This window comes from Botrimarina colliarenosi (assembly GCF_007859955.1).
Classification (GTDB): Bacteria; Planctomycetota; Planctomycetia; order Pirellulales; family Lacipirellulaceae; genus Botrimarina; species Botrimarina colliarenosi.
Map to the genome: position 1 here is coordinate 93,077 of NZ_SJPR01000008.1, position 25,257 is coordinate 118,333.

Annotated in this window: 24 protein-coding genes; 15 read left to right on the plus strand and 9 right to left on the minus strand. The window is 65.3% G+C overall.

All coding sequences use genetic code 11. From position 1 onward, the window contains the following. Positions 1-25: 25 nt before the first annotated feature. The 5 genes from Pla108_RS19225 to Pla108_RS19245 form a co-directional block, all read right to left on the minus strand. On the minus strand, positions 26-568 hold the full coding sequence (locus Pla108_RS19225) for a cytochrome P460 family protein (RefSeq protein WP_197526715.1): 543 nt from the start codon (positions 566-568) through the stop codon (positions 26-28). A gap of 143 nt (positions 569-711) precedes the next feature. Then, positions 712-1,503 carry a 3-keto-disaccharide hydrolase gene (locus tag Pla108_RS19230; RefSeq protein ID WP_197526716.1) on the minus strand — a complete coding sequence of 264 codons (792 nt, stop codon included), beginning with the start codon at positions 1,501-1,503 and terminating at the stop codon, positions 712-714. A 35-nt stretch (positions 1,504-1,538) separates the two neighbouring features. Continuing rightward, complete coding sequence (larE, locus tag Pla108_RS19235; protein WP_146446606.1) at positions 1,539-2,414, minus strand: ATP-dependent sacrificial sulfur transferase LarE; 876 nt, start codon at positions 2,412-2,414, stop codon at positions 1,539-1,541. Positions 2,415-2,417: 3 nt separating this feature from the next. After that, the gene (locus Pla108_RS19240) at positions 2,418-3,221 is read right to left on the minus strand and encodes a UvrB/UvrC motif-containing protein (RefSeq protein ID WP_146446607.1); all 804 of its coding nucleotides are present in this window, start codon (positions 3,219-3,221) and stop codon (positions 2,418-2,420) included. 130 nt (positions 3,222-3,351) lie between these two features. Beyond that, complete coding sequence (locus Pla108_RS19245) at positions 3,352-4,443, minus strand: DUF4912 domain-containing protein (RefSeq protein WP_146446608.1); 1,092 nt, start codon at positions 4,441-4,443, stop codon at positions 3,352-3,354. A gap of 528 nt (positions 4,444-4,971) precedes the next feature. On the opposite strand from Pla108_RS19245, the gene Pla108_RS19250 reads away from it, so the two are divergent. From Pla108_RS19250 to pyrF, 13 genes are all read left to right on the plus strand, one after another. Further along, positions 4,972-5,421 carry a hypothetical protein gene (locus tag Pla108_RS19250; protein WP_146446609.1) on the plus strand — a complete coding sequence of 150 codons (450 nt, stop codon included), beginning with the start codon at positions 4,972-4,974 and terminating at the stop codon, positions 5,419-5,421. A 5-nt stretch (positions 5,422-5,426) separates the two neighbouring features. Next, positions 5,427-6,374, plus strand: a complete 948-nt coding sequence (gene atpB / locus Pla108_RS19255; RefSeq protein WP_146446610.1) for a F0F1 ATP synthase subunit A — start codon at positions 5,427-5,429, stop codon at positions 6,372-6,374. Positions 6,375-6,455: 81 nt separating this feature from the next. Beyond that, complete coding sequence (locus Pla108_RS19260) at positions 6,456-6,746, plus strand: ATP synthase F0 subunit C (protein WP_146446655.1); 291 nt, start codon at positions 6,456-6,458, stop codon at positions 6,744-6,746. Between the two features lie 100 nt (positions 6,747-6,846). Beyond that, a complete protein-coding gene (gene atpF / locus Pla108_RS19265; protein ID WP_146446611.1) occupies positions 6,847-7,590 on the plus strand; it encodes a F0F1 ATP synthase subunit B in 744 nt (247 codons plus the stop codon). Positions 7,591-7,642: 52 nt separating this feature from the next. Beyond that, a complete protein-coding gene (gene atpH / locus Pla108_RS19270; RefSeq protein WP_197526717.1) occupies positions 7,643-8,272 on the plus strand; it encodes an ATP synthase F1 subunit delta in 630 nt (209 codons plus the stop codon). 81 nt (positions 8,273-8,353) lie between these two features. Next, entirely contained in the window at positions 8,354-9,898 is a 1,545-nt protein-coding gene (gene atpA, locus Pla108_RS19275) for a F0F1 ATP synthase subunit alpha (RefSeq protein ID WP_146446613.1), read from the plus strand. An 83-nt stretch (positions 9,899-9,981) separates the two neighbouring features. After that, positions 9,982-10,866 (plus strand): ATP synthase F1 subunit gamma, encoded by an 885-nt coding sequence (gene atpG, locus Pla108_RS19280; protein ID WP_146446614.1) that lies wholly within the window; start codon positions 9,982-9,984, stop codon positions 10,864-10,866. 214 nt (positions 10,867-11,080) lie between these two features. Further along, positions 11,081-12,520 (plus strand): F0F1 ATP synthase subunit beta, encoded by a 1,440-nt coding sequence (atpD, locus tag Pla108_RS19285; RefSeq protein WP_146446615.1) that lies wholly within the window; start codon positions 11,081-11,083, stop codon positions 12,518-12,520. Between the two features lie 129 nt (positions 12,521-12,649). Then, the gene (gene atpC, locus Pla108_RS19290) at positions 12,650-13,048 is read left to right on the plus strand and encodes an ATP synthase F1 subunit epsilon (RefSeq protein ID WP_146446616.1); all 399 of its coding nucleotides are present in this window, start codon (positions 12,650-12,652) and stop codon (positions 13,046-13,048) included. 69 nt (positions 13,049-13,117) lie between these two features. Continuing rightward, a complete protein-coding gene (locus Pla108_RS19295) occupies positions 13,118-13,447 on the plus strand; it encodes a 50S ribosome-binding protein YggL (protein ID WP_146446617.1) in 330 nt (109 codons plus the stop codon). 12 nt (positions 13,448-13,459) lie between these two features. Continuing rightward, entirely contained in the window at positions 13,460-13,804 is a 345-nt protein-coding gene (locus tag Pla108_RS21700) for a DUF6883 domain-containing protein (protein WP_146446618.1), read from the plus strand. Then, positions 13,801-14,034, plus strand: a complete 234-nt coding sequence (locus tag Pla108_RS19305) for a DUF4926 domain-containing protein (RefSeq protein WP_146446619.1) — start codon at positions 13,801-13,803, stop codon at positions 14,032-14,034. The genes Pla108_RS21700 and Pla108_RS19305 overlap by 4 nt, the downstream gene beginning before the upstream one ends. Positions 14,035-14,050: 16 nt before the next feature. Next, positions 14,051-14,944 carry an orotidine-5'-phosphate decarboxylase gene (pyrF, locus tag Pla108_RS19310; protein ID WP_231934556.1) on the plus strand — a complete coding sequence of 298 codons (894 nt, stop codon included), beginning with the start codon at positions 14,051-14,053 and terminating at the stop codon, positions 14,942-14,944. 121 nt (positions 14,945-15,065) lie between these two features. Here pyrF and ggt read toward each other — a convergent pair whose 3' ends face one another. After that, a complete protein-coding gene (ggt, locus tag Pla108_RS19315) occupies positions 15,066-16,817 on the minus strand; it encodes a gamma-glutamyltransferase (protein ID WP_146446620.1) in 1,752 nt (583 codons plus the stop codon). Between the two features lie 62 nt (positions 16,818-16,879). After that, a complete protein-coding gene (locus Pla108_RS19320) occupies positions 16,880-19,582 on the minus strand; it encodes a CHASE3 domain-containing protein (RefSeq protein WP_146446621.1) in 2,703 nt (900 codons plus the stop codon). A gap of 318 nt (positions 19,583-19,900) precedes the next feature. On the opposite strand from Pla108_RS19320, the gene Pla108_RS19325 reads away from it, so the two are divergent. Beyond that, a complete protein-coding gene (locus Pla108_RS19325; protein ID WP_146446622.1) occupies positions 19,901-20,833 on the plus strand; it encodes a YHYH protein in 933 nt (310 codons plus the stop codon). On the opposite strand, the gene Pla108_RS19330 is transcribed toward Pla108_RS19325, so the two are convergent. After that, positions 20,764-22,518 (minus strand): PQQ-dependent sugar dehydrogenase, encoded by a 1,755-nt coding sequence (locus Pla108_RS19330; RefSeq protein ID WP_197526718.1) that lies wholly within the window; start codon positions 22,516-22,518, stop codon positions 20,764-20,766. The genes Pla108_RS19325 and Pla108_RS19330 overlap by 70 nt on opposite strands. 165 nt (positions 22,519-22,683) lie before the next feature. After that, entirely contained in the window at positions 22,684-23,730 is a 1,047-nt protein-coding gene (locus tag Pla108_RS19335) for a pectinesterase family protein (RefSeq protein ID WP_146446624.1), read from the minus strand. Between the two features lie 291 nt (positions 23,731-24,021). Between Pla108_RS19335 and Pla108_RS19340 the strand changes: the two genes are divergently transcribed. Next, positions 24,022-24,969, plus strand: a complete 948-nt coding sequence (locus tag Pla108_RS19340) for a formylglycine-generating enzyme family protein (RefSeq protein ID WP_146446625.1) — start codon at positions 24,022-24,024, stop codon at positions 24,967-24,969. The last annotated feature ends 288 nt before the right edge of the window (positions 24,970-25,257 follow it).

The window sequence follows — 25,257 nt, forward strand, 5'->3', positions numbered from 1 at the left end:
CCAAGCCCGCAGCGGGGTGACACGATCACTCTTCGCTAGCCCAGTCGCCAAACACATAGTCGGTATCTGCAGCTCTGCGGTGGCAATTGCTGCATGATGCGATGGCGCCTGACTGCAGTGGCGCCGAACTATCTCGATAAAAATACTCCCAATCCCCGTACGCCGGGTCAAAACCGGGAGCGCGTTTGATCATCCCGCCTACCCCTTCGTTGGACGAGCCGGTCGACGAAGCGAAGGGTTGCTTCTCCTTCACGATAACGGCCCCCTCTGGGTATCGATTACGACCGCCGTTAAAGGCCTGAGCTGCCAAGTCGTTCATGTAGACCACGATGGCGGCATTGGCATGGGGGCCGTAGGCCTGGCGTGTGACTTCAAGTTGGGACGGCTGCGGAGACACACACAGCGCTGCGATGATTGGGTCGACCAGCACGGGAGCCGCTGTCATCTGGTGGAAATCTCCATACGCTTCCACCACGCTACCGACCGTCTGTATCGGATCACAAGTTGCGGGCGTCTCTCTCTCGCCCGATGAGCACCCCAATAGGGAGAGAGCCAAGGCGGTGAGCAAGCATCGACGCATCGGAGAGCGACCTTAAAAAACTCTTGTTGCAGTCGCCCCTGAAAAGAGGCCCCCAGCCGGCACACTGTCGCCCACGTGGCTTGTGAACTAACCCTTCTGGCGACAGAAATCCGGGAGCAACCAATAAACACCTATTCGATCGGCAACTCCCGGACCTCGACCTTGCGGAAGTCGATCGCGTTGCCCTCGGCCTGCAGCGCAATGTAGCCGGAGGTCAGCGGCTTGCCCTCGATGTACTCCGCCGGGTCGTAGCCGTCGACAATGGGGCCGCCGATCACGGGCTTCGAGTAGTGCAGCACCTCTTCGCCATTGACGAAGTGGGTGATCTCATCGCCGCGGACCTGGGCCTCGATCCGCACCCACTCGTCGGGGGCGAACGTCGGCCCGCTGGAGGGCAGGATGTGGTCCTCGCGGAGTTTCCCGTCGTACCAGACGTGGGTGCCGGGCGTGCAGACGTTGCCCGTTGCTCTGGGATTGCCGTCGGGGAGGCCCGCCAGGAATTGGAACTCGATGCTGATCGGCCAGTTCTGGCCGCGTGGCATCCGTCGCGGGTCCTGGGCGTGGAGCATCACGCCGCTGTTGAGCCGTGCATAGCCGGGCGCCGACGGCATCAGGTCGCCGACGAAGCGGTACTCGACCGCCAAGTCGTAGGACGAGAACGGCTTCTCGTAGAACAGATGGCCGTAGCGCTCTCCGAAGCCCCCCTCGTCGTACCTGTCGTAACGGACCTGCAACACGCCGTCGGCGACGCGGTAGGTGTCGCGATAGTTGTCGCCGACTTCATGGCCGTGAATCTTCACCAGCCAACCATCGAGGTTGCGGCCATTGAAAAGCTGGCGCCACTCGCCGCCCGCTTCCGAAGCGAGCATCGGCGCCACGCCTGTCGAGAACGCGATCACCCCAACCAGTAGCAAGGCTTTCATCGAGAGCTCCAGAGAAAAGGGTCGCAATCCGCGCTTCATTCGCGTCGAGTAGCGGCGGCCGGAGGGGAGAAGGTCAGCATCTCGACCGGCACCAACGTGTTGAGGCTTCCCGACTCAAACCCGGCCAAATCGAGCGTCACCCGTTTGAAGCCGAGCGCTCGCAGGTCACGCACCAAGGCGCGGCGGGTCTCGGCCACCGCGATCAGGCCAATCGCTTCGTCGGGGACCTCGATGCGGGCGATGTCCCCCTCGTGGTAACGGACGCGTAGCTCGCGTAGGCCGAGCGCGCGGAGACGCTGTTCGGCGCCGTCGACCATCGCCAATCGTTCGGGCGTCACCTGCTGGCCGTAGGCGATGCGGCTCGCGAGACAGGGGGCCGCCGGCTTGTCCCACACCGGGAGCCCCCAGTGCTGAGCCAGCGCGCGGACACGGTCTTTACCAAAGCCCAACTCTAGCAGCGGGCTGCGGACGGCGTGCTCTTCGGCGGCGCGCATGCCGGGACGGTGGTCGCCGACGTCGTCGGCGTTGGCGCCGTTGACGACGACCGCCAACGAAAGTTCACGGGCCACCGCGTGGACGTGGCCGTACAGCTCGGTCTTGCAGTGGTAGCACCGGTCGGGGGCGTTCGCCTGGTAGGCGGCGTTCTCGATCTCAAGCGTCGCCCGCTCGACGAGGCGGACCCCCATAACAACGGCGAGCTCGCGCGCCGCCGACAGTTCGCCAGCGGGGAGCGCTGCACCGACGCCGACCACCGCCACCGCTCGGTCGCCGAGCGCGAGTTGCGCCGCCTTGGCGACGACGGTGCTATCGACCCCCGCCGAGAAGGCGACGGCGCAAGAACCGAGCCGGCGCAACGACGCCACCAGTTCGTCGGCGGACGCCTCGATCGGCGACCTGTCTACGTTCGACATGTTTCAGCCCCCGGGGGGAGGCGGGTTCTCCAAACGATTGAGCTCGTCGCGGAGATTGGCGGCCTCCTCGTAGCGTTCCGCTTCGATCGCTTCGGCCAGTCGCTCGCGCAGCTGATCGAGTGGGTCGTCCGGCACATAGTCCTCGGGTTTGGGGAGTTTCCGTTTGCCGCCGTCGGCGATCTCGCGACGCCAGCGTAGAAGAAACGACAGCTCGTTGACTTGGTCGGCTTGTTCTTCACGGCCGTAATCGGCCAAGAAGCGCTCGATGCGGTGGACCCCAATATCGATCGCCTGGATCGCCGCCTCGCGGTGGCCGGCCTCCAGCATCGGCGTGGCGACCGCCCGGGCGTGCATCATCGCCACGTAGGGACGCCACTGGTCGAACTGCAGCTTATCGCGTTCGAGCTTGGCGTGGTCGCGGACAAACAGAATCAGCTGCAGATTGCGTTCGGTGTCTCGCGCGCAGAGCTCGTACCGCGAGAGCGCCCAGAAGCTGACGTACCGGTGGTAGTACTGCACCCCCTCCCGGAGGAGGTTCGCGCAGTCCTCGGGCTTCAGACGGTAGGGGGCGCCGTCGGGATTCTCGGCGTCGTGCTGGCGTTGGCGGTCGCGGTGCAACTCGAACCACGAGTCGAACCCTTCGACACGTTCCCCGTCGGGCCGTCCATCGACCTCCATCTGCATCAGCCCCAGGTCGAGCCGGAGCTGGATCTTTTCGAGCCCGTCGTCACCCTCAATGGTACGGACGGTCACCTCGTCGGGGTTGAAGCCCCAGTCACGGAGGGTTGATCGGATGTCGAGCGTCACAACCGTCCTTGCTGTCGGTTACGTCGGTGGAATGTTCGCCCCCCGATCGTAACGCATCGAAACGGCGGCGTGAGGGCCGGTCCCCACGCCAAGGGCCCATCTTCCTTCCGATCGGATACGAGCGGCGCCGCTAGCTGGCCGCCGTGTCGCGACGGCGAGGCTCGAGCGCTTTGGTGTTCCGTTCGACCCCCAAGATGATCGTCCGCTGGTGCAGCCCGTCGGCGCTGCTCGCGACGACCGGAATCACCTGGCGGCGATCGGGGAAAGGCAATTTCACGGCGAACTGGCCGTCTTCGCGGACCGGGACCGGCTCGCCTTGGATCGTCAGGTGGGTGTGGGGTTCGGTGGCGCCGCGGACGACCAGGTCGGCCTCCAATTGGACGTCGAGCGATGACCCGTCGGTCACCGCCGCGGAAGAAGTAAACCTGGTCTCGGTCGGCCGACCGAGCGGGCGGCGGAGCCGCGTCTCGAGCGCCTGCCGCAGCTCTTGGCTCGGCCCGTCGTGCGAATAGCCTCCCGACAGGGCGAACACCTTGTCGGCGTTGCGGGCCACGTCCGACCAGGCGTTCTCGCCAACCTCGGTGACCCCCGCTTCGGGGGTCTGAACCTCGTTGCTGCGGGCGAGGCTATAAAACTGCCCCGAAACATCGACGTAGCCAATTTCGGCCCGGAAACGGCTCGGGGGATCGGCCACATCGACGTACCAATGATTGACGCCGCCGTGGACCTTTACCTGTCGCGTGCCGGCGACCGAACCGTCGTCGCTAAGCTTGCCGATCCGCACGACGGGCTGGGCGCCGTGCCAGTGCTGGCCGAGCGCGGTCCGGGCGCGGGCGACGCTCGCCGGGGCGATCTCCCAGGTTACGTGCAGCCAGTAGGGGTCGCGCACGAGCAGCAGCAAACGGTCGACCGTCGCGGTCGCCGTGGTGACGCTCAGGTCCTGCAGTCGCTTGCGATGCTTCTGCATTTCAGCGAGCTTCTTCTGGGCCGCCGTGACGCGTCGCGGCCGCGCAGCGGCGGCGCGCTGGGACGCGGCCTCAGCGTCCCCACCGGCATCGTCGCTAGGCGCGTTCCGCGACCGATCGGGCTCTTTCACGCCAACCGAGACGAGGGCGGCGATTAGCTCGTCTTTCCGCATCGAGTGCCACTTGGCGAAACCGCGTTGCCGCGCCATCTGGGCGAGGTCCTTGGCGGTATACGATCGCAACTTGGAAAGAGACATTGAGAACGGGAGGGACGAAGGTCAGAGCCTACTGAGGATCAGAGCCCTTCCGTGGAGCCGTCGATCAAACCAAGCGGGCGGAATCAGGGGAGTACTTCACGATAAGCGAGATGCGTTATTTGGGCAAATTATTCCCGATTTAGCGCTTTCAGCGGAAATTACTTTCGTTGAGAACGGTGAAGGGCGCCCCGACGCCAGCATGAGCGCCGCCCCACCGCGGGAGCTTCGCCGACGGATCCCTAACGCGACATCGCAGGGGCCTCCGCTATCGGGGGTCCACGGGCGTCGGCAATCGCTGCAAACTGTTCTCCTTAAAACACTTACGTCTCGCGTCGGCCGGGCTGGCAAAACTTTGTGAAAAAATGCACGAATTGCCCCGTGGCCCGTTGACGATGAGCCTGAGTCCGGCGACTATGGGCGTCTCACCTGCTGGGCATGACATTCCTGTAAGGTCCGCGACCCGGAACTTGCAGAGAACGGCAAGCCAAACCCCTCCACGGAGGGGAAACCGCGTCTTACCTCCCTGAGATGAACGTCACTCCCACCGATCGCCATAGCTTGCTCGGCGTCGCCCCCATCGTGGTGGCGGGCGTGGTAGTGCTGGCTGTTGCGGCCGTTTTGGGTGGGGGAAAGATCGCGGTAGTCGCGGCGGTTGGAATCGCCACGACGCTGGCCATCTATGTCGTTGCCGAGACCATCGCTTGGCTGTCGGGTATCAAACGGCCCGTCGAGCGAATGCTGCTCACGATGGGGATCCGCGGTATGTTGGCCGCGATCGCCGTCGTGGTGGGCGTCACCGCTAGCGGCGTCGAGCCGAAGACCGTCGCTTTGGTGGCATTGCCGCTTTATCTGAGCCTCGTGGCCGGTGAAGCGGCCGTCGCGACCCAGCTGCAGACGACCCAGCTACAGACGAACAAGCCGCAGGCCACTGGGATGCGTCCGGCTGGCGCCTCGCTACCAGCCAGGGAAAGGAACTGATTCGCATGGCCGCTGGCAAGAACGCGTTGTCGCCCGAGGTGCTCTTCGAGCACGTACAGGACACGCCCTACTTCCATCTTCCCCGCATGCTCGCGCCGGCTGGCGCCGACGGCCACGTCCAGCTTCCCCAGCCGCTGGCGACGCCGATCGAAGGGTCCGACCACGGGCACGGCCCGCAATACAAGCCGGTTGTCGAGCTCAAGACCGGCGTCGCGGTGATCGACAAGTCGCTGATGCCGATGGACTTCGTTTTCTCGAAGTTCATGGTGATCGAGACGCTGGTCTTGGTCATTTGCGTCGCCTTGTTCGGTTGGCTCGCGACCCAGATCAAGTCGGGTGGGGCCGCCAAGGGCTGGCTGGCCAACCTGCTTGAGTCGTTCTTGCTGTTCATCCGCGACGAAGTCGCCCGCCCCACGATTGGCGAGCACGACGCCGACGACTATCTGCCGTTCCTTTGGACGTTGTTCTTCTTCGTGCTGGGCTGCAACCTGTTCGGCATGCTGCCTTGGTTCGGCTCGCCGACGGGGTCCTTGGCCGTCACGGCGGTGCTTGCCCTGATGACCTTCATCACGGTGTGCGGCATCGGCATCGTCAAGTACGGGTTCGCCGGGTTCCTCAAGGCGCAGATCCCCCACATGGACCTGCCCAAGCCGGTTGCGATCTTCCTGGTGCCGATGATCTTCGGAATCGAACTCTTCGGACTGTTGGTCAAGCACGGCGTGCTCGCCGTTCGTTTGCTCGCCAACATGCTCGCCGGCCACATCGTGCTGGCGGTGATCCTGGGCTTCATCAGCTACACCGCGGCCTCGACCGTCTGGTGGGGCGTGATGCCCGCCAGCCTGCTCGGCGCGACCGCGCTGAGCTTCCTAGAACTGTTTGTCGCCTTCTTACAGGCTTACATCTTCGTGTTTTTGTCTTCGCTGTTCATTGGCTCGGTAGTGCACCCGCACTAACCGTCCGACAGCCGTCGACGCTTAACCAATTCGAGAGGGAGACCACCCGTGGCGCAATTGTTCCGCATCGCCAGCATGTGCATGGCTTATTTGCTCCTCGCTTCGGCGGCTGACGCACAAGAAGTCGCTTCGACTACGTTCGACGCCGAGAGCGGCAAATTTCTGTTCGACGCCGTCGGCAAGGGCATCGGCGCCGGCCTGGTGATCCTGGGCGCTGGCCTGGGCATCGGCAAGATCGGCGGCATGGCTGTCGAGGCCATGAGCCGTCAGCCCGAAGTCTCCGGCAACATTCAGACCGGCATGATCATCGCGGCGGCCCTGATCGAAGGCGCCACGTTCTTCGCGCTGATCCTGATCGGCTTCTTGATGTAAGCGATAGGCTTTCGGGGGTCGACGGCGCCTCGCGCCGCGACGCCCGGCAGCGATTTCCCCTTTTGAGTTTGGCCCTTTTTGCTGTGTGGGAGCTTTCCCGATGCGCGATTGGCAGCGCGTTCTGACAACGTTGGTCTTCGGCGTCCTGATCGCGGCGTACGCTACGGCGTGCTCCGCGCAAGACGCGGCGGCTGATGAATCTCCGGCCGACGAAGCCGCCGAAGTCGCGTCCGAGGCGGAGGTCGCTGCGGCGGCCGACGGCGATGGACACGACGCCGACGGGCACGAAGAGGCTCACGGCGACCACGCCGGCCACGAGGACCACCCGGCGTCGGCGCCCGATCCGTTGGCGACCGACCCCGACCTCGCGTTGTGGACGCTCGGCGTCTTCGTCGCCATGCTCTTGATCCTCAGCCAAGTGGCTTGGGAGCCGATCATGAAGGCCCTCAAGGCCCGTGAGGAGAACATCGGCGGCGCGATCGCCGAGGCGCAGCAGAAGCTCGAAGACGCCAAGGGAATTCTCGCCCAGCACGAAGCGCACCTGGCCGGCGCCGCCGACCAGGTCCGCGAACTGCTGGCCGAGGCCCACCGCGACGCCGAGACGACCGTCGCTCAGGCGAAGGCTAACGCCAAGGCCGAGTTCGAGGCCGAACGCGACCGGGCGATGCGAGACATCGACCAGGCTAAGGACGCCGCCGTCCGCAGCCTGGCCGAGCGGACCGCCGGGTTGGCGATCGACCTGGCGGGCCGGGTCGTGAAGCAGGACATCACCCCGGCGCGTCAGAGTGAGATCGTCCGCGAAGCGCTCGGTCGCTTCTCGAGCAATGGCCCCAGCGCCAACTGACGCAGCGTCTTCACTCCCCCTTTCTCCCCTCTCCAGGCGTCCCTCCCTCACCATGGCCAAAGGCGACAGCAAGCCGAAGCACGAGACCGTCATGGATGTGACGGCCGAGCGAATCGCGCGGACCTACGCCCAAGGCTTCCTGGGCGCCGCGGGGGAGAACGACAAGACGGCGGTAGAGGACCTCGAAGCCGTTGCGACCGAGGTGTTTGCAAAGTACCCCGATTTCGCCGAAGCCATGCGGTCGGCCTTCGTCGATGACGAGGTGCGTGTCGGCATGCTCGACCGCGTCCTCGGCAGCCGTGTCGATCCCGTCGTGGTGACGTTGCTCAAGGTCATGGCGGACCATCGGCGGATGAACCTCGTCGGCGAGGTCGCTCGCCAGGCGCGGAAGCTCTACGAGACGTCGAACAACCGGGCCCCGGTCCTGATCCGACTGGCCCACGCGGTCGATGACGCTTTGATCGCCGAGATCGAACAGACCATCCGCCAGCAGACCGGGCTCGAGCCGATCACCTCGGTCGAGATCGACCCCGAACTGGTTGGCGGCCTTGAGGTGCGGGTCGGCGACACCGTCTTCGACGGCTCGGTCCGCACGGCGTTCGCCAAGGCCCACAAGATGATCGTCAACCAGACGGTCGCCGCGATCGAATCCCAACCCGAGCGTTTCACGCTCGCCGAATAAAGCTAGACAAGATCGACAGGTTCACGCGGATCCCCTCATCCTGTCGATCCTGTTGATCCCGTCAAAATCACGAGAAACGCGATGAAGTTCAACAGCGACGAGATCGCCTCGGTCATCCAGCAAGAGATCTCCAACTACGACGCGCAGATCGACGTGCGCGAGGTCGGTCGCGTCTTGGAAGTCGGCGACGGCATCGCCCGCGTCTACGGCCTGGGCGGCGTCATGGCCGGCGAGATGGTGGAGTTCGCCAGCGGCGTCACCGGCTTGGCGTTCAACCTCGAAGAGAACTCGGTCGGCGTGATCATCCTCGGCGACTACCTCAAGATTAATGAGGGCGAAGAGGTCAAGACGACCGGCCAACTCCTCAGCGTCCCCGTCGGCGACGAGATGCTAGGCCGCGTGGTGAACCCGCTCGGCGAGCCGCTCGACGGCAAGGGAGCGATCAACACCAGCAAGCGGCGCCCCGTTGAGGTGATCGCCACCGGCGTGTCGGAGCGTCAGCCGGTTGGCGAGCCGATGCAGACCGGCATCAAGGCGATCGACGCGATGACGCCGATCGGCCGTGGCCAGCGTCAGCTCATTATCGGCGACCGCAAGACCGGCAAGACCGCCATCGCGGTCGACGCGATCATCAATCAGAAGCACTCCGGCGTGAAGTGCTTCTACGTCGCGGTCGGTCAGAAAGAGTCGACGGTCGCGGGAATCATCGAGAAGCTCCGCGACTCGGGCGCGATGGACTACACGACGGTGATCGTCGCCGGCGCCAGCGACCCGGCGCCGCTGCAGTACATCGCCCCCTACTCGGGCACGGCGATGGCCGAGGAGTACATGTTCAACGGCGGCCACGCTCTGGTCGTTTACGACGACCTCTCGAAGCAGGCCGTCGCCTACCGCGAGCTGTCGCTGCTGATGCGGCGCCCGCCGGGACGCGAGGCGTTCCCGGGCGACGTGTTCTACTGCCACAGCCGTCTGCTGGAGCGTTCGGCCAAGTTGTCGGACGCCCTGGGCGGTGGTTCGATCACGTCGTTGCCGATTATCGAAACGCTCGAAGGCGAAGTCTCGGCCTATATCCCGACGAACGTCATCTCGATTACGGACGGCCAGATCTACCTGCAACCGGACCTGTTCTTCGCGGGCGTCAAGCCGGCCATGAACGCCGGTATCTCGGTGAGCCGCGTCGGTGGCGCCGCCCAGATCAAGGCGATGAAGAAGGTCGCCGGCGGTCTGCGTCTCGACTTGGCCGCCTTTAGGGAGCTCGAGGCGTTCGCCCAGCTCGGGACCGAGCTTGACCCGGACACCCAGGGCAAGCTCGACCGTGGTTACCGCATGGTCGAGCTGCTCAAGCAGGGCCAGTACTCGCCGCTCGCGACCGAGGACGAGGTGCTGCTGATTCTGGCCGGCACGCAGGGCTACCTCGACGACGTGGCGGTCTCGGACATCGGCGCGTTCGAGAAGGAGTTCCTCAACTTCCTGCACGACCAAAAGCCGGAGATCGGCAAAGAGATCCGCGAGACCGGCGCCATCAGCGACGAGCTCGCCGCGACGATCAAGGGCGCGATCGGCGAGTTCAAGGCGCAGTTCCAGGCGCCCTCCAAGGCGACCAAGCCGACGCTCGCTGCCGTTTGATCGCAACCCGCCAAACTCGACCTGCGCGGCTCGCCGCGAATGCTTTCACTGACCGCTGATCGCTGACAGCTGACCGCTCTTAAATGGCCAACCCCCGTCAACTCGACAAGCGACGCAAGTCCGTCAAGAACATCCGCAAGATTACGCGGACGATGGAGTTGATCGCCACGGCGCGCTTCAAGAAGGCGATGGACCGCGCCAGCGCCGCGACGGCGTACACCAACCGGATCACGCAGCTCGTCGCCGACCTGATGAAGACGGGTCTTACCGTCAGCCATCCGTTGCTCGAGCCGCGTGAGAAGACGCAGAACGCCAAGCTGCTGATCCTGACCGCCAACCGCGGCTTGTGCGGCGGCTTCAACGGCAACCTGATCCGCGCCGGCCTGAAGCAATGGGACGTGCTCGAGTCGGTCGCCGACAACTGCACCCTTGAGGTCAGCGGTAAGCGTGGCATTGGCGGCATGAAGTACCGCGGCGTCGTCGCCGAGCAGCAGTTCACTCACTTCGAAGACAAGCCCCGCTTCGACGAGGTCGACGCCATCGCCGAGCGCTACCTCAAAGCTTACGCGGCCGGCGAGCTCGACCGCCTCGATGTGGTCTACACCCGCTTCCTCTCCCCCGCCAAGCAAGTCGTCGCCGTCGAGACGCTGCTGCCCCTCGGCTCGCTCGCCGGCGCGGACGACAGCGACGCCGCCGACGCCTCGGCCGGGACGCCTTACGAGTTCTTGCCGTCGCCGGAGAGCATCCTCGAAGAGGTCGTGCCGACAAGCTTCAAGGTGAAGCTCTTCAAGTGCTTCCTCGACTCGGCGGTGAGCGAACAGATCGCCCGCCGCGTGGCGATGAAGGCCGCGACCGAGAACGCCGACGACCTCATCAAGTCGCTCAGCATGCAGTACAACCGCGCCCGCCAGGGCCGGATCACCAACGAGCTGATGGACCTCATCGGCGGCGTCAACGCGATCAGTTAACCGCTCAACGATTGAAACCTTATGAAGGGAGATGTGGAGATAAAGGGGAGATAAGGAGATGGCCGCCAACACGGGCGGCCGGTTCAGCGAAGCTGAAGCAATTCTTTTAAGAAGACTGCTTTAGCAAGTGCGGTCCAGCATCGCCAAGTTGCCATCCCCCCATCCCCAGTTCCATCCCCCTCATCTCCCTTCAAAAAGCCTCAAGCACAAAAAGATGTCCGTCGCCACTCAAAACATCGGCAAGATCACCCAGGTCATCGGTTCGACGTTCGACGTCGAGTTCCCCGAGGGCCAGTTGCCGCCGATCTACAACGCCGTCCGCATCGAGACCGAGACCAAGGGCGTCTCGATCAAGCTGACCGGCGAGGTGCAGCAGCAGCTTGGCGGCGGCCGCGTGCGTTGCGTCGCCCTCGGTTCGACCGAAGGCTTGGTCCGTGGGGCCGAGGTGCTCGACACCGGCGCCCCCGTGTCGGTGCCGGTCGGCGTCGAGACGCTCGGCCGCGTGTTCAACGTGACGGGCGACGTGATCGACGGCCGCGGCCCCTGCAACGCCGAAGAGCGTTGGCCGATCCACCGCGATGCGCCCGAGTTGAAGGACCTGACGACCGACACGCAGATCTTCGAGACCGGCATCAAGGTCGTTGACCTGCTGACGCCGTTCGTCCGCGGTGGTAAGGCCGGTCTGTTCGGCGGCGCCGGTCTGGGCAAGACGGTTATCCTCACCGAGCTGATCGCCCGTATCGCGACGCAGCACGGTGGCTACTCGGTGTTCGCGGGCGTTGGCGAGCGGACCCGTGAAGGGACCGACCTCTGGCTCGAGATGCAGGAAGCCAAGATCGGCGACACCGGCAAGAGCGTCATCGACCAGACCTGCATGGTGTTCGGCCAGATGAACGAGCCGCCGGGATCGCGTCTCCGCGTCGCCCTGTCGGCCCTGACGATGGCCGAGTACTTCCGCGACAAGTCGGGCGCCGACACGCTGCTGTTCGTCGACAACATCTTCCGCTTCTCGCAAGCGGGTTCGGAAGTGTCGGCCCTCCTTGGCCGCATGCCGTCCGCGGTGGGTTACCAGCCGACCCTCGCCAGCGAGATGGGCGCCCTGCAAGAACGGATCGCCTCGACGAAGAACGGCGCCATCACCTCGGTGCAGGCCGTTTACGTCCCGGCGGACGACCCGACCGACCCGGCGCCGGCGACGGCGTTCGGCCAGCTCGACGCGTTCCTCTACCTCGAGCGGTCGATCTCCGAGAAGGGCATCTACCCGGCGGTCGATCCGCTGGCGTCGTCCTCACGGATCCTTGACCCGCAGTACGTCGGCCAAGAGCACTACGACTGCGCCCGCCGGGTGCAGACCACGCTGCAGCGTTACCGCGAACTGCAAGACATCATCGCGATCCTCGGCGTCGACGAGCTGGCCGAAGACGACAAGCAGGTCGTCCACCGCGCCCGCCGCATGGAGCGGTTCTTGTCGCAGCCGTTCTACGTGGCCGAAGTGTTCACCGGCAAACCGGGCGAGTTCACCTCGATCGCCGACACGATCCGCAGCTTCAACGAGATCTACGAAGGCAAGTGGGACCACCTCCCCGAGAGCGCCTTCATGTATGTCGGCCCGATCGAGCAGGCCGAGGCGCAGTGGAAGAAGAACCAGAAGTAGCAAGCATCTCCCCTCCCCCTCAGGGGGAGGGCTTGGGAAGGGGCGCCCCGGGTACCCGCGCCACCCCCTCCCCTAACCCCTCCTCCTGAAGGGGGTGGGGGATCAAGGTCGCAACGCATCGATTCCGCCATGGCTGAAATGACCGTCACCGTCGTCACGCCCGAAGAGACCGTTGTCGAGACAACGGCGTCGAGTGTGGTGCTGCCGCTGTATGACGGCGAGGTCGGCATCCTCCGCGGCCACGCCCCGATGATCGGCCGACTCGGCTACGGCGAGATGCGGCTCACTGTCGACGGCAAGACCGACAGCTTCTACGTCGACGGCGGGTTCGTTCAGGTCGCCGACAACGTCGTCAATGTGATGACGAACCGGGCGATGGAAGTCGGCGAGATCGACTTCGTCTCGGCCAACGAGCACCTCGAGCAGAGCCTCGGCCTGACGGCGAAGGGCGACGAGGGGATCCTCACCCGCCTGCGTTCAATCGAGCAGGCCCGGGCCCAGCTGCGGTTGGCGAAGAAGGCTCGCTGAATTTTTTGAACCACAAAGGAACTAAGGAACGAAGGTTGTCTTCGATTGGTTTCCTGTTCTGATGTGGCGATGAAGAAAAGGCTCCGCAAGAAGAAGTATCTCGGCGAGTTCCGCGAAGATTGCTTTGAGATCGAATTCTCGATCGACCCGCCTTTCACGGCGGACGAGGACGACGCGTTTTGGGACACCTTTATCGTCGGCCTAATCGAAGGCCGTGGACTGCAGTTTGGCGGCGGTGGTGGCCGTGACAGTTGGTGCGGCGTTGTCGAGGTCGGGCGACACGGTGAAAGTGGTGCCGCACATCGTCAAGCGGTGATTGACTGGCTAATCCAACATCCTGGGATTACCGATGTGAAGGCCGGCCCGCTGAGAGACGCCAACTACGGCTGGGAATGGTGATCGATCTTCATCATGCCGATACCACACTCCGAATCGGCTGTCGTCCCAGCAGAGAAGTTGACGGACTATCTGCTCAATCTCTCTCACCCGGTTGGGGGCCCGAAAGCACGCTGGTTCCAATCACATGGGTTCGTGGTAGAGTCGGCTGAGAGTCTCAAGGAATGCTTGCTCGGTATAGCCCGAACGAGCGACGACTTTGCGGAAGAAATGACGCTCTATGGCGCCAAGTACGTCGGACGAGGTGAGTTGGAGTGCCCCGATGGCGCCCGACCGCGTATCGTAACCGTATGGATTGTCGAAACCGGGACACTCGCCCCCCGGTTCGTGACCGCCTACCCGGACGAGGTCGATTCATGATCGCAGAACACGACACTGTCGTCTTGACGACCGCTATTGCCGAGCACGGCTTGCAAGCCGGCGACGTTGGGACCGTTGTACACGCGTACCCCGATGCGCAGGCGTTTGAAGTCGAGTTCGTCTCCGGTGACGGATCGACGGTCGCGGTCGTCACCGTTGAGGCCGGTGGAGTCCGCCCTGTGGCGGGGAGTGAGATTTTGCATGTCCGCAATCTGCCCGCCTCTACTTGAGTAGCTCGAAACCATCATGCCCGCGTTCATGGACGCCCTCGCCGCTGCGGTGCGGGCCAAGCGTAGCCCGCTGATGGTCGGTCTCGACCCGCGGCTTGGCAACTTGCCCGACGGCTTGCGGCCCGCGGATGGCGCCTCGCTCGCAGAGATCGCCGAGGCGTTCCGCGCGCACTCGTGCGGCGTCATCGACGCGGTCGCCGACCTGACGCCGATCGTCAAACCGCAGGCGGCGTTCTTTGAGCAGCTCGGCCCCGCGGGCATGACGGCGCTGGCGGCGGTGATCGACCACGCGCATGCGGCGGGACTCTTGGTCTGTGTCGATGGCAAGCGGAACGACATCGGCAGCACCGCCGAGGCGTACGCCGACGGCTGGCTTGGCGCCGTGAGCCCTTGGAGGGGGGACGCCCTGACGGTGAGCCCCTACCTCGGCGACGACAGTCTCGAGCCCTTCACCAAGGTGGCCGCCGCACGCAACGCGGGGGTCTTCATCCTAGTGAAGACTTCCAACCCGGGTGGCGGCACGTTCCAAGACAAGTTGGTCGACGGCGAGCCCCTCTATCGCCGCGTCGGCGCCCACGTCGAAGCGACCAGCGCCGCCTCGGCTGGCGAGTGCGGTTATGGTGTGGCCGGAGCCGTGGTGGGGGCGACTTATCCGGAGCAACTGGCCGAACTGCGGGCCGCGATGCCGCACACCTGGTTCCTGGTCCCCGGCTTCGGCGCCCAAGGGGGCGCGGCGACCGACGTGGCGGGCGGCTTCGCAGCGGACGGACTCGGCGCGGTGGTCAACAGCTCGCGCGGCGTGATCTTCGCCTACGAGAAACGCCCCCACGCCGACGGCTGGCAAGCCGCGGTGCGCGTCGCGGCCGAGGAAGCGGTGCAGCAACTCCGCGAAATCATGCCGGGGGGCTAGAGGCGTTTCTCAGTTCTCTTGTGGGAGGGGTCTCCGGACCCCGATAACGCGCACCACGCCGATTCGCGATGGACGCCGAAATCGGGGTCTGGAGACCCCTCCCACAACCGATGGTGTGCGTTCAGCGTGCCGCCGCCTTTCCGGGGACGCGCGGGTCGCGGACCGCCGTTAGCTCGCCCGACTCTTCGCGGATGATCCCTTGGGTGATGCCCCCCGAGGAAAGCATGCCCACGGCGTGGCCGCGTTCGGCGAGCGGCAGCACGTCGATGATCGGCGTCTGCTTCTCAAAGCTCAGCACGTCGGGCCGCCACTGGTGGTGCCAACGCGGCTGGGCGACCGCCTCGGCGAGCGTCATGCCACCATCGACGACGCCGATGATCGCCAGCACCACCTGCGTGATGATCTTCGGACCGCCGGCGGCGCCGACCGTCATCAGCGGGTTGCCTTCCAGATCGAGGACGATCGTCGGGCTCATGCTCGACAGCGGGCGTTTGCCCGGCGCCACGCTGTTGTTCTCCATGCCCACCAGGCCGAAGGCGTTGGGCGCGCCGGGCTGGGCGGAGAAGTCGTCCATCTCGTTGTTGAGGACAAGCCCCGTGCCGGGGACGATCACCTTCGAGCCGAAGCCGGTGTTGACCGTCGTGGTGATGCCAACCCACCAGCCTTGGGCGTCGGCGGCGGCGATGTGCGTCGTGTGCCGGCCGAAGAGGTCCTGACGCCACTGGGGCGGCTCGCCCTGCGCGGGCGCCTCGGTCGCTTTCTTCGGGTCGATCTTCTCCGAGAGGGTCTTGAGGTAGGCCGCATCGATCAGCCCGCGCGGCACGTCGACAAAGTCGGAGTCGCCGAGCCAGTAGGCGCGGTCGGCGAAGGCGAGCTTCATCGCTTCACCGACGAGGTGGATCCCGTCGTGCCTCTCCTTCTTGAAAGCGGCGGCAAGGTCGAACGGCTCGAGCATCCCCAGCATTTGGGCGATGTGGATGCCGCCGCTGCTGGGGGGCGGGAAGCCAACGATCGTCAGGCCGCGGTACTTCGAAACGATCGGTTCACGGCGTTTCGGCTCGTAGCCGGCGAAATCTTTGGCGGTCAGGACGCCGCCGTTCTCCGCCATCCAGGCGCCGACCCGTTCGGCCAACGGCCCGCGGTAGAAGTAGTCGAGCCCGTCTTTGGCGATCCCCTCATAGGTCGCCGCCAAGTCAGGCTGCTTCAGCACGTAGCCGGCGGGGTGAGCTTTGCCCTCGGCGTCGAGCAGCTGAGCCTTCGAGCCGGGAAACTTGGCGAGCACTTCCGACGCCCCTTTCAGGCGATTGGCGTAGTTGGTGTCGAGCGGAAATCCGTCCCGCGCCGCCGCAATGCCGGCCTGCAGCAGCCGGGCGAGCGGTTTCGAGCCGGCCGTATCGAGGGCCATCGCGTACGCGGCTAGCGCGCCGGGCGTGGCGACGGCGAGCGGTCCCACCTGGCTTAGATCGGGGTCCGCTTTGCCATCGACCAAGAACATGTCGTGGTCGGCGGCGGCGGGGGCGGTCTCGCGGCCATCGATCGCGATCAGTTCCCCGTCGGGCGAGAGGATCAAGATCAGGCAACCGCCGCCGATCCCCGAGTTGTGGTTGTCGACCACACCGAGCGTCAGCGCCGCGCAGATTGCCGCGTCGACGGCGTTACCCCCTTCGGCCAGGACTTCCATCGCCGCGTTTGTGGCGATCGGCTGTACTGTGGCGACCGCGTGCTGGGTCCCCGTGGCGGTGAAATCGGCGGGCGCCAAGGCGCGGGCCGACGACGCCAACAACACCAGGCAGGTTGTCAGCGATCCGAAAGTCACCAACCCGAGTAGCGGGAGAGTTGCGGCGGCGAGACGGGCGCGGTTGGGACGAATCATGGAGGGAGGGCTCGTGGTTCTCTCGGTCCGAAGCGGACCCCCAGTTTAGCTGCCCGCCCGACTCATTCAGCCCCCCCGACGTCACGATCTCGGCCCAACCTCTTCGCGGTGAGCCGTGAGAAGATCGCTTCAAGCTGCCGGGCGTCGGCCGGCTTGACCAAATGCTCATGGAATCCGGCCTCCATCGCCATCCGGCGATCGCTCTCCTGCCCGTAACCGGTAATAGCGACCAAAAGGACCCCCTCGGCGTCGGGGAGTTCGCGGAGCGAACGGACCAGGTCGTATCCCGACATGCCGGGCATCGAGATGTCCGAGATCACCACGTCCGGAGCGAACTCGGCAAACTTGGCGAGCGCTTGCTCGCCCCCATCGGCCCCCTCGACGGTGTGCCCCATCTTCTCCAGAAGCTTGCCGAGCACTATCCGCAACGCGGCTTGATCCTCAACGACAAGCACCCGGTACGCAGTGAAGGAGGCGGGATCGGTCGCCGCCGGGGCCTGGACCGGCGCCGGCTGTCGGTCGCTCAGCGGTAAGGTGATCGCGAACACACTGCCGCGTCCCTGCCCCTCGCTGCGGACCGTAATCGTGCCGCCGTGCATTTCGACAAGCGACTTGACCAACGTGAGACCGATCCCCAGGCCCGCCGACCCGCGCTCGAGCGATTGGTCAAGTTGCGAGAACATCGTGAAGATCTGTTCCAGATACTCGGGCTCAATACCAACGCCGTCGTCGTGGACCTCCACAACGGCTTGCCCGTCGGCCTCACGGACCACCAGTTTGATTTGGCCGCCGGCGTCGCTGTACTTGGCGGCGTTGTTGAGCAGGTTCGACACGACCTGGGTGAGACGCGCCGCGTCGGCGTCGACCGCGAGTCCCTCGGCCTTGTAGTCCACCCGCAACGTTTGCTCATTGGCCTCGATCAGGGACGCCGCCGCCTCGACCGCCGCTTCCACGACCGACGCCAGCCCGATGGTCTCCTTGCGGAGGGTGATTTTTCCCCGGCTGATCCGCGAGACGTCCAGCAGGTCGTCGATCAGATGGACGAGCTGCTCGACCTGGCGTTCCATCGTCTGGCGGAGCGCCTCGGTCTCTTCGTCGAGCGGCGACATCGCCATCAGCTGCACGGCGTTCTTGATCGGCGCTAGCGGGTTGCGCAGCTCGTGCGCGAGGGTCGCAAGGAACTCGTCCTTGTTGCGGTCCGCCGCGGTCAAGTTAGCCGTCAGTCGGGCGATCGCCTGCTCGGTCCGTTTGCGCTCGGTAATGTCGGAAACCGTGCCGTCGAAGCTGACGAGTTGGTGGACCCCCTCCACCTGGCGGAAGTGCGCCGACCCTTTGCCAAGCAGCCAGCGGACGGCGCCGTCGGGATGCACGACGCGGTACTCCTCGGCGTAAGGCGCCGGGTCGTCGATGCTGAGCGACGCCGCCACCGCCGCACGGATACGCTCACGGTCGTCAGGGTGGATCGCCGCGAAAGCCGCTTCGTAGTCGAGCTTCTCTTCGCCCCCTGTGAAGTGGCGCCAGAAGCGTTCGTCGGCCACCAACTCCGAGGTCGCGGGGTTGATGTTCCAAGAGCCCAAATCCGCCGCATCGAGGGCGAGGCGAAAGCGTTCCTCGGCGGTGCGGAGTTTTGACAAGGCGAGCCCGAGCTCCCGGACATCGAGAGACCGCTGCATCGACGCCTCTTGCAAGCGGATCTCGTCTTCGCGGCGCTGGGTCACGTCGCGGAACACCAACACGACGCCTCGGGTCTCGCCGTCCTCGCCACGGATCGGGGCCACGCTGTCATCGATCGGCGTCTCGACGCCGTCACGAGCGACCAATAGCGTGTGGTTCGCCCCGCCGTTCGGGAGCCCTTCGCCTTGGGCGGGCGACGCGGGCGAGTCGATCGGCTGGCGCGTCGTCTCGTCGATGGTTTGAAAGACCGACCGAAGGGGGGCGCCCCGCGCCTCGGCGTCCTCCCAGCCGGTGAGCTGTTCGGCGACTCCGTTGAGGAACGCCACCCGCCCTTCGCTGTCGGTGGTGATGACGCCGTCGCCGATGCTCGCCAGCGTGACTCGCAGGTGATCACGAGCCGCCTGGATGGTGCGCGCCGACCGCTCCGAGCGTCTTCGGCTCCGTTGGATCAGATAGATCACCCCGCCGACGAGCGCAAGACCCGCCAGGGTCGAGAAGATCGACGTCACGAACCCCCGGCGGTACGTCTGGCTCGCAGACGCCTCGCGACGCTCCAATGCGATGCGTTCTACTCCGCGCATCCGTTCGGCAAGAGCGCGGATCTTCTCCATCGTCCGCATGCCGATGTCGGTCGTTAAAAGTTCAGCGGCCGCTTCGGTCCCCTCGTCGCGGCGTACTTCGATAACCTCTTTGAGTTCCCCGATTTTTTGCTCGACTTTCCTGCGGAGATCGGCAAAGGTCGCCCGTTGCTCCGGGACGGTTTGGCTCATCTCGCCAAGCTCGTTCAGCAAGCCATCGATACGGGACATCGCCTCTTCGAACGGCTCGAGATAAGACTCGTCGCCGGTGATCACGTAACCACGCTGCCCGGTCTCGGCGTCGGTCACCGCCAGGAGGGTCTCTTCGATCTTGATGAGCACCCGCTTGTTGTCGCGCAGCTGCGAACGGTTCTCTTGCAGCCGCCGGAAGTTGTTCACCTGCAGCAACCCATTGCCGCTGAGCGCAGCGATCACAAGGGCGACCAGTAGCGGCTCGATGAACCGCTTCGGCTTCAACTCTTCGAAAAGGGTCGTCTTCGACTTGGCGGCCATACGCAGAGGGTTCGAGGACTCGAAGATAACGCTAAGCGCAGCCGGCGCCGCGTCATCGCTGAATCATATCCGGAGCACCGATTCCCCGATAACCTACCCGATCCGTGCGCGGAGAGAACCGCCTCGCTGGACGAGTCGAAGTGCGCCCCGAAGTCCGCCACCGCCATCAGCGATCAAAGGCCCCTCGCCGGTTCGCGGCGCTGATTCATCGACAGCTCACGCCCGATTTCTACCTACCAGCATCGGTTTATTTCGGCGCCCCCCGAGGCGGGGTCGGGTTAAGTCCTTCTTCCAACGCCTTCAATCTTGGGACGGACGATGACCACGCGACGGTTGATCGACAGGACCTTCTTCTGCCTCGTCACGCTTGGCGTGCTAGCGGCCGGCGCGATTGCGCTTTCGCAAGGCCGGCCGCCGCGGCAGCATACGGCGACCGCCGCCCGACCCCTGCGGCTCGTGCCGGCCAACCAGCCGCCGCCCGCCGAGAATCGGGTCACCCTCGAAGCACAGCACGGCCACCGCCACGTCGAGTCCAACGCGGTTCCGCAGCACCCGGTGGGCCGGTTTCCTAATTGGGGCAACCCGCACGCCATCGCCGAACAGCGCCACCGCTTCAACCTGCCTCTCGAGCCTCAGCCGGCCGACAAAGTCACGCCGCTGCACCTCGCCTCGCGCCGGGGCCCGCCCAACCTGCCCTTCGGCGTCGCGGTGAATGGCGTGATGTTCGACCCGGGGACGGCGGAGTTCTGGCGCGGCGACCGCACGCTCGGCTGGAACTACGAAGCCTTGGGCGGCGCGGCGCCGCTGGGAGTCGACGAGAACTTTGCACACGTCCAACCGGGCGGCCAGTACCACTACCACGGCCTGCCGACGGGACTTCTGAAACGCCTCGGTCAGAGTCCGCAGAAGCACTCGCCGCTGGTTGGTTGGGCCGCCGACGGTTTCCCAATCTACGCCCAATACGGCTATGGCGACCCCGAGGACCCTGACTCGACGATCATCGAACTGCGATCGAGCTATCGCCTAAAGCCGGGCGTCCGGCCGGGTGGTGACGACGCGCCCGACGGCGCGTACGACGGGGCGTTCGTGCAGGACTACGAGTACGTCGCGGGCCGGGGCGATCTCGACGAGTGCAACGGCCGCCACGCCGTGACGCCCGAGTTCCCCCAGGGGACGTACGCCTACTTCCTAACCAGCGAGTGGCCGGTGATCCCCCGGGCGTTCCGTGGCGCGCCGGTGCGGCTGCGGTGAGGCGTCCGCCCGGCCCCCGCAAGCAACACGGCAAGGCCAACGAGCGCCACGGTCGCGGGCTCGGGCGTCGCCGAGGTCGGCCCGGAGACGGCGCCGTAGTTCGACGCCCAGACGCCGTAGTCGGCTTGCGTGTAGTTTGTTCCCAGGCCGTCGCGCCAGACGGTGTAGTCCGCGGCGTTGACGGCGCCGTCATTGTTGAAGTCGCCTTCGCTCGGGTCGGGCACGTAGACCAGCCGGTAGACCTCGCCGGTGCCGAACTGTGTTAGGACGCCGGTCCAGCCGGTCTCGCTCGTGCAGCCACTCGAGCACTCGTCACCGAAGTCGAGCAGATAGAGGTTCCCGTCAGCGTCCTCGCCGAACGAGGCGAACTGGTCGAGATCGAGCCCGGCGCCGGCGAGCGACGCCGCGAGTTGGTCGGTGATCACGTCGAAGTCGATCTGGCCGCCAAACCCGGTCTCGTCGGCTTGGAAATTGGCGACCATTACCTTTGGCTCAGGAAAGTCGAAGCCGCCCACGAAGTACCGGCCCTGCAGCGCCGGGTGTTGGTCGGGGCCGCGGTAGACATAGCCTCCGGTGATCGAGCGGATCGAATCGGGCTGGTCTGAGCGAGAGAAGAGGTACAGCGGGTCGATCGATTCGGGTCGGATGCCCTCGGGACCGTCCGGGTCGCGCGGCCCGCCGTCGTCCCAGTCGCCCTCGACGTACCCGTCGCGGCGCGGCCAGCCGAAGTCGACGCCGTACTCGGCGCCGGCGCCCGGCCCGGCGGGTTGGCCCGCCGCGTCGAGCCCCATGACGCCGCCCGCGATGTAGTTCAGTTCCTCGCCGCCGCCGTAGCCAACGTCGCCGATCCAGATGTCGCCGGTCGCGCGGTCAAAACTCGCCCGCCACGGGTTGCGTAACCCCGAGTAGTAGACCTCCGGGGCGGTCTCGCCCGGCACGCCGTCGTTGGCGTCGTCGTCGCCGAAGTAAATCGTCGGGGTGAACCCATAATTGCGGTTCGGATCGCTGGGGTGGTCGTCGGCGCCACTCACGTCCAGCCGCAGCATCTTGCCACGCAACGACGAGAGGTCCTGGGCGTTGTTAACGTAGTCGTTCTCGTTCGCCTGCACGCCGCCATCGCCGACGGTCATGTAGAGCCAGTCGCGCTCGTCGCCCTGGGCGCCCGGGCGGAAGCCGATCCAGTCCATCGAGTGCGAGGCGTCGTTCTCCTCGAGTCCGGGGAACTGCAGCAACGTCCGAGCGTACTGCGGGACGCCGGCGGGGCCAATCACCCACTCTTGCAGCGTGTTGTTGGCGATAAACGGCGTCGGACTGCTCTCCAATGCGATCACGTAGAGCTTGCTCCCTTCGACCCCCGGCTGGTAGTCGGGGTGGAACGCCAGCGCGTGCAGCCCCCCCTGCGTATCGGCGTCGAGACCGGTGACCTGCAGGAAGGGGACCGTCTGACCCGTTACGAGGTCGTGGCGGACGATCGTCCCCGTCGAAAGGCCCGGCCCCGAGCCCGCGTCGCGCTGCGGCACGACATACAGGCCGCCCGGATCGCCCGGGGCGTGGGTCGCATAGATCGGCTTGTTCAGCCCGCTGGCGACCAGCTCGAGCTCGTAGCCGGCGGGCGCCGTCACGCCGATGAGGCTGACCACCAGCACAACGGCGCCGACAGACGCACCACGAAAACGTTCAGGCATCGATTGAATCGCCTCGAGAGAAGAGAAGCCGTGACGCGACGCTGTCGCCGAGACCCCCAGCCACATCGTCGCCACGACCGCAGGGTAACCACCTGCTCTCCGGCGGGCCATCACCGAGACGACCCGTTTCAAGTCGCGCCGCAAAGCGATCGGCGTAGCGCTCGGCTACTCCGTCGGCGTCTCGTGGCCGGCGCCGGCGACCTCGGGGTCCCAGTCCCCCTCCAGCTTCACGGCGGTGGTCGAGTCGGCCGCAAAGATGTTGGCCGTGGTGTAGGCGGCGGCCTCCTCGTCGGTGAGCTGGTGGGTCCAGGGGAGCCGACCAACCGGGTCGCCCCCGGGGCCGCGGCTGTTGTACTCGGCGTAGTACGCGGTCTTGTGATTCTCACGGCCCTGCCATTCGGACCACCCCTCCTTCCTGATGTGACCGCCCATCGTGCAGTTGAGGTACACCACCCGGGCGCCGTCCCGCCAAGGCCGGCCGAGCGAAACACTCGTCGCCTGCTCCTCGGGATGGAGCCGGAGGTCGCAGTTCTTGAAGACGTAGCCAAACCGATTGACCGATCGCCCGTCGCGGAGCGTCTGGCCGTGCGCGGTGATGTGGGAGTTCTTCCGGCAGTTGATGACGCAGTCCTCGAACACCGCGACGCCATCGCCGTAGATGAAGTCGGTCGTCCCCTCGATGACGCATTCCTTGTGGTAGGAACGTCGGTTGCCGCCGGTGTAGTAGGTGTCTTGAAACCCGGTGAGCCGGCACCGAACGAACTGGGCCCGATCGCCATCGACCCGCAGCGCGACGGCCTGCCCCCCTTCGACGCCCGACCGGCTGTCGACGGTGTTCTGGAACGTCAGCCCCTCTGCAAAAAAGTCGTCCGCATCGACACGTGTGCTGGCGCAGTCGTGGTTCTTACCGGCGTAGTCGTCGTAGGTGAGAACCGTGTTCTCGTAAGACTCGCCGACCAACTTCAGGTTCTTCTTATCGGCGGGGATACGGATTCTCTCTTTGTAAACACCCGGCTTGATCGAGATGACCGTCTGGGTCGATCCGTTGGCGCCGACCGAATCGATCGCCGCCTGCACGGTCAAAAAATCGCCACTGCCATCCGCGGCGACCACCAAGTCGGGCGCGTCGGACGCCGCCCTCGCCTCGGCATGACCGGTAACAAGCAGGAGACCGAGAAGTAAGGCAAGGCAACGAAGAGAAGTGAATGACATGGCGTCGGAAGAGGTGCGTGCTCGACGGCTGTTGGCGAGTCGTACCGGCCATACCGCACTGATCTGAGTAGATAAGTGTGATTCTAGGCCGCCCGGCTCAGCCGCGAATACAAGCCCGCTGTAGCTTACCCGCCTGAGCCGACGGCGCGAGCCGCGGGCCGAACCCGCCGCAATGCTCCCCACCCCCAGAATTCTGCTGGAGCCCCCCATCAAGGCCTGCTAGAAAAGAAGGGCCGGGGGGCAAATGATCGGGGGAGAACGCTCCTCCGGTCTCATCTAACGGAGCAGACGATGGCGGTTCGCTCATCAGCCACCCTCGTGGCGGCGGTGTTGTACGCGTTTCTCTCGCCGTGCGACGTCCGGGCCGACTGGTTCGGCAGCGGCGACAACCGCTTTGAGATCCCGTTCGTCACGATCGGTTCGCCAGGCAACGCGGCCGACACGACCGGCGCCCCCAACCCGGCGGGCCGCGTCGATTACACCTACCGCATCGGCAAGTACGAGGTCCCCGAGGAAGCGGTACGCAAAGCGAATGCCCAGAGCCTTTTGGACGGCGCGCCGCTTGGCATCACGCTCGACACTCGCGGCCCCCAGAAGCCGGCGACGAGCCTGTCGTGGTTCGAGGCGGCGCGGTTCGTCAACTGGCTCAACGGAGACGTCGGCGCCAGCCCCGCCTACAACTTCGATGCGTCGGGCGAGTTCCAGCTTTGGACGATTGCCGACCCCGGATACAACGCGGCCAACCCGTTCCGCAACACGCTGGCGCAGTACGTGTTGCCGAGCGTCGATGAGTGGTACAAGGCAGCGTACTACGATCCTAACCTCGCCATCTGGTGGGACTACACCACGGGGAGCGACACGCCGCCGACTCCTGTGGCGGGTGGGACCGATCCGGGTACCGCAGTGTGGAATCAAACCGCCGGGCCGGCCGATGTGCAGCTGGCGGGCGGGGAGAGTCCATTCGGGACTATTGGACAAGGAGGGAACGCCTGGGAGTTCGAAGAGACTTCGACCGACCTTGTCAACTCCGATGCCGAGGAAAGCCGCGGAGTCCGTGGCGCGGAGTACGTAGTCGCTACATCGCCCATTGGTCTTTCCGTCAGCTACCGCAACTCAGGACTCCCACCCGCGTTTTTTATGAATGTAGGTTTCCGCATTGCGAGCGTCCCCGAGCCAGCGAGTGCGACGCTACTGTTTGCCGCGTTGTTATTTGGCCGAATCTTGCCACAACGCCACTAGCCGGCTCAGCCGGGTAGGGTGGGTCAAGACCTACCATGAACGACCAATTGACTCGGCCGCCGGTGGGTCTCGACCCACCCTAAGTTGTTTGTTGGATCATTCGCATCGGGACCATTCGTCACCGTAGAACTCTTCGCTGCCGCCCCAATCGCTAGAGTACTCACCGGCTCGTACGTAGCGATGGAACGATGACCAAGGCCAATCGCTCACTCGCTTCACGAGTCCATGTCGGACCGGGTTGAGGTGGAGGTAGTCAACACAGCGTTTATGATCGCCTTCGTCGCGAAC

Bases quoted from the DNA above. Each gene is read 5' to 3' on its own strand.
- Pla108_RS19230 (WP_197526716.1), bottom strand. From the start codon at position 1,503: ATGAAAGCCTTGCTACTGGTTGGGGTGATCGCGTTCTCGACAGGCGTG.
- larE (WP_146446606.1), bottom strand. From the start codon at position 2,414: ATGTCGAACGTAGACAGGTCGCCGATCGAGGCGTCCGCCGACGAACTG.
- Pla108_RS19245 (WP_146446608.1), bottom strand. From the start codon at position 4,443: ATGTCTCTTTCCAAGTTGCGATCGTATACCGCCAAGGACCTCGCCCAG.
- Pla108_RS19250 (WP_146446609.1), top strand. From the start codon at position 4,972: ATGAACGTCACTCCCACCGATCGCCATAGCTTGCTCGGCGTCGCCCCC.
- atpB (WP_146446610.1), top strand. From the start codon at position 5,427: ATGGCCGCTGGCAAGAACGCGTTGTCGCCCGAGGTGCTCTTCGAGCAC.
- Pla108_RS19260 (WP_146446655.1), top strand. From the start codon at position 6,456: ATGGCTTATTTGCTCCTCGCTTCGGCGGCTGACGCACAAGAAGTCGCT.
- atpF (WP_146446611.1), top strand. From the start codon at position 6,847: ATGCGCGATTGGCAGCGCGTTCTGACAACGTTGGTCTTCGGCGTCCTG.
- atpH (WP_197526717.1), top strand. From the start codon at position 7,643: ATGGCCAAAGGCGACAGCAAGCCGAAGCACGAGACCGTCATGGATGTG.
- atpA (WP_146446613.1), top strand. From the start codon at position 8,354: ATGAAGTTCAACAGCGACGAGATCGCCTCGGTCATCCAGCAAGAGATC.
- atpG (WP_146446614.1), top strand. From the start codon at position 9,982: ATGGCCAACCCCCGTCAACTCGACAAGCGACGCAAGTCCGTCAAGAAC.
- atpD (WP_146446615.1), top strand. From the start codon at position 11,081: ATGTCCGTCGCCACTCAAAACATCGGCAAGATCACCCAGGTCATCGGT.
- atpC (WP_146446616.1), top strand. From the start codon at position 12,650: ATGGCTGAAATGACCGTCACCGTCGTCACGCCCGAAGAGACCGTTGTC.
- Pla108_RS19295 (WP_146446617.1), top strand. From the start codon at position 13,118: ATGAAGAAAAGGCTCCGCAAGAAGAAGTATCTCGGCGAGTTCCGCGAA.
- Pla108_RS21700 (WP_146446618.1), top strand. From the start codon at position 13,460: ATGCCGATACCACACTCCGAATCGGCTGTCGTCCCAGCAGAGAAGTTG.
- Pla108_RS19305 (WP_146446619.1), top strand. From the start codon at position 13,801: ATGATCGCAGAACACGACACTGTCGTCTTGACGACCGCTATTGCCGAG.
- pyrF (WP_231934556.1), top strand. From the start codon at position 14,051: ATGCCCGCGTTCATGGACGCCCTCGCCGCTGCGGTGCGGGCCAAGCGT.
- ggt (WP_146446620.1), bottom strand. From the start codon at position 16,817: ATGATTCGTCCCAACCGCGCCCGTCTCGCCGCCGCAACTCTCCCGCTA.
- Pla108_RS19320 (WP_146446621.1), bottom strand. From the start codon at position 19,582: ATGGCCGCCAAGTCGAAGACGACCCTTTTCGAAGAGTTGAAGCCGAAG.
- Pla108_RS19325 (WP_146446622.1), top strand. From the start codon at position 19,901: ATGACCACGCGACGGTTGATCGACAGGACCTTCTTCTGCCTCGTCACG.
- Pla108_RS19330 (WP_197526718.1), bottom strand. From the start codon at position 22,518: ATGCCTGAACGTTTTCGTGGTGCGTCTGTCGGCGCCGTTGTGCTGGTG.
- Pla108_RS19335 (WP_146446624.1), bottom strand. From the start codon at position 23,730: ATGTCATTCACTTCTCTTCGTTGCCTTGCCTTACTTCTCGGTCTCCTG.
- Pla108_RS19340 (WP_146446625.1), top strand. From the start codon at position 24,022: ATGGCGGTTCGCTCATCAGCCACCCTCGTGGCGGCGGTGTTGTACGCG.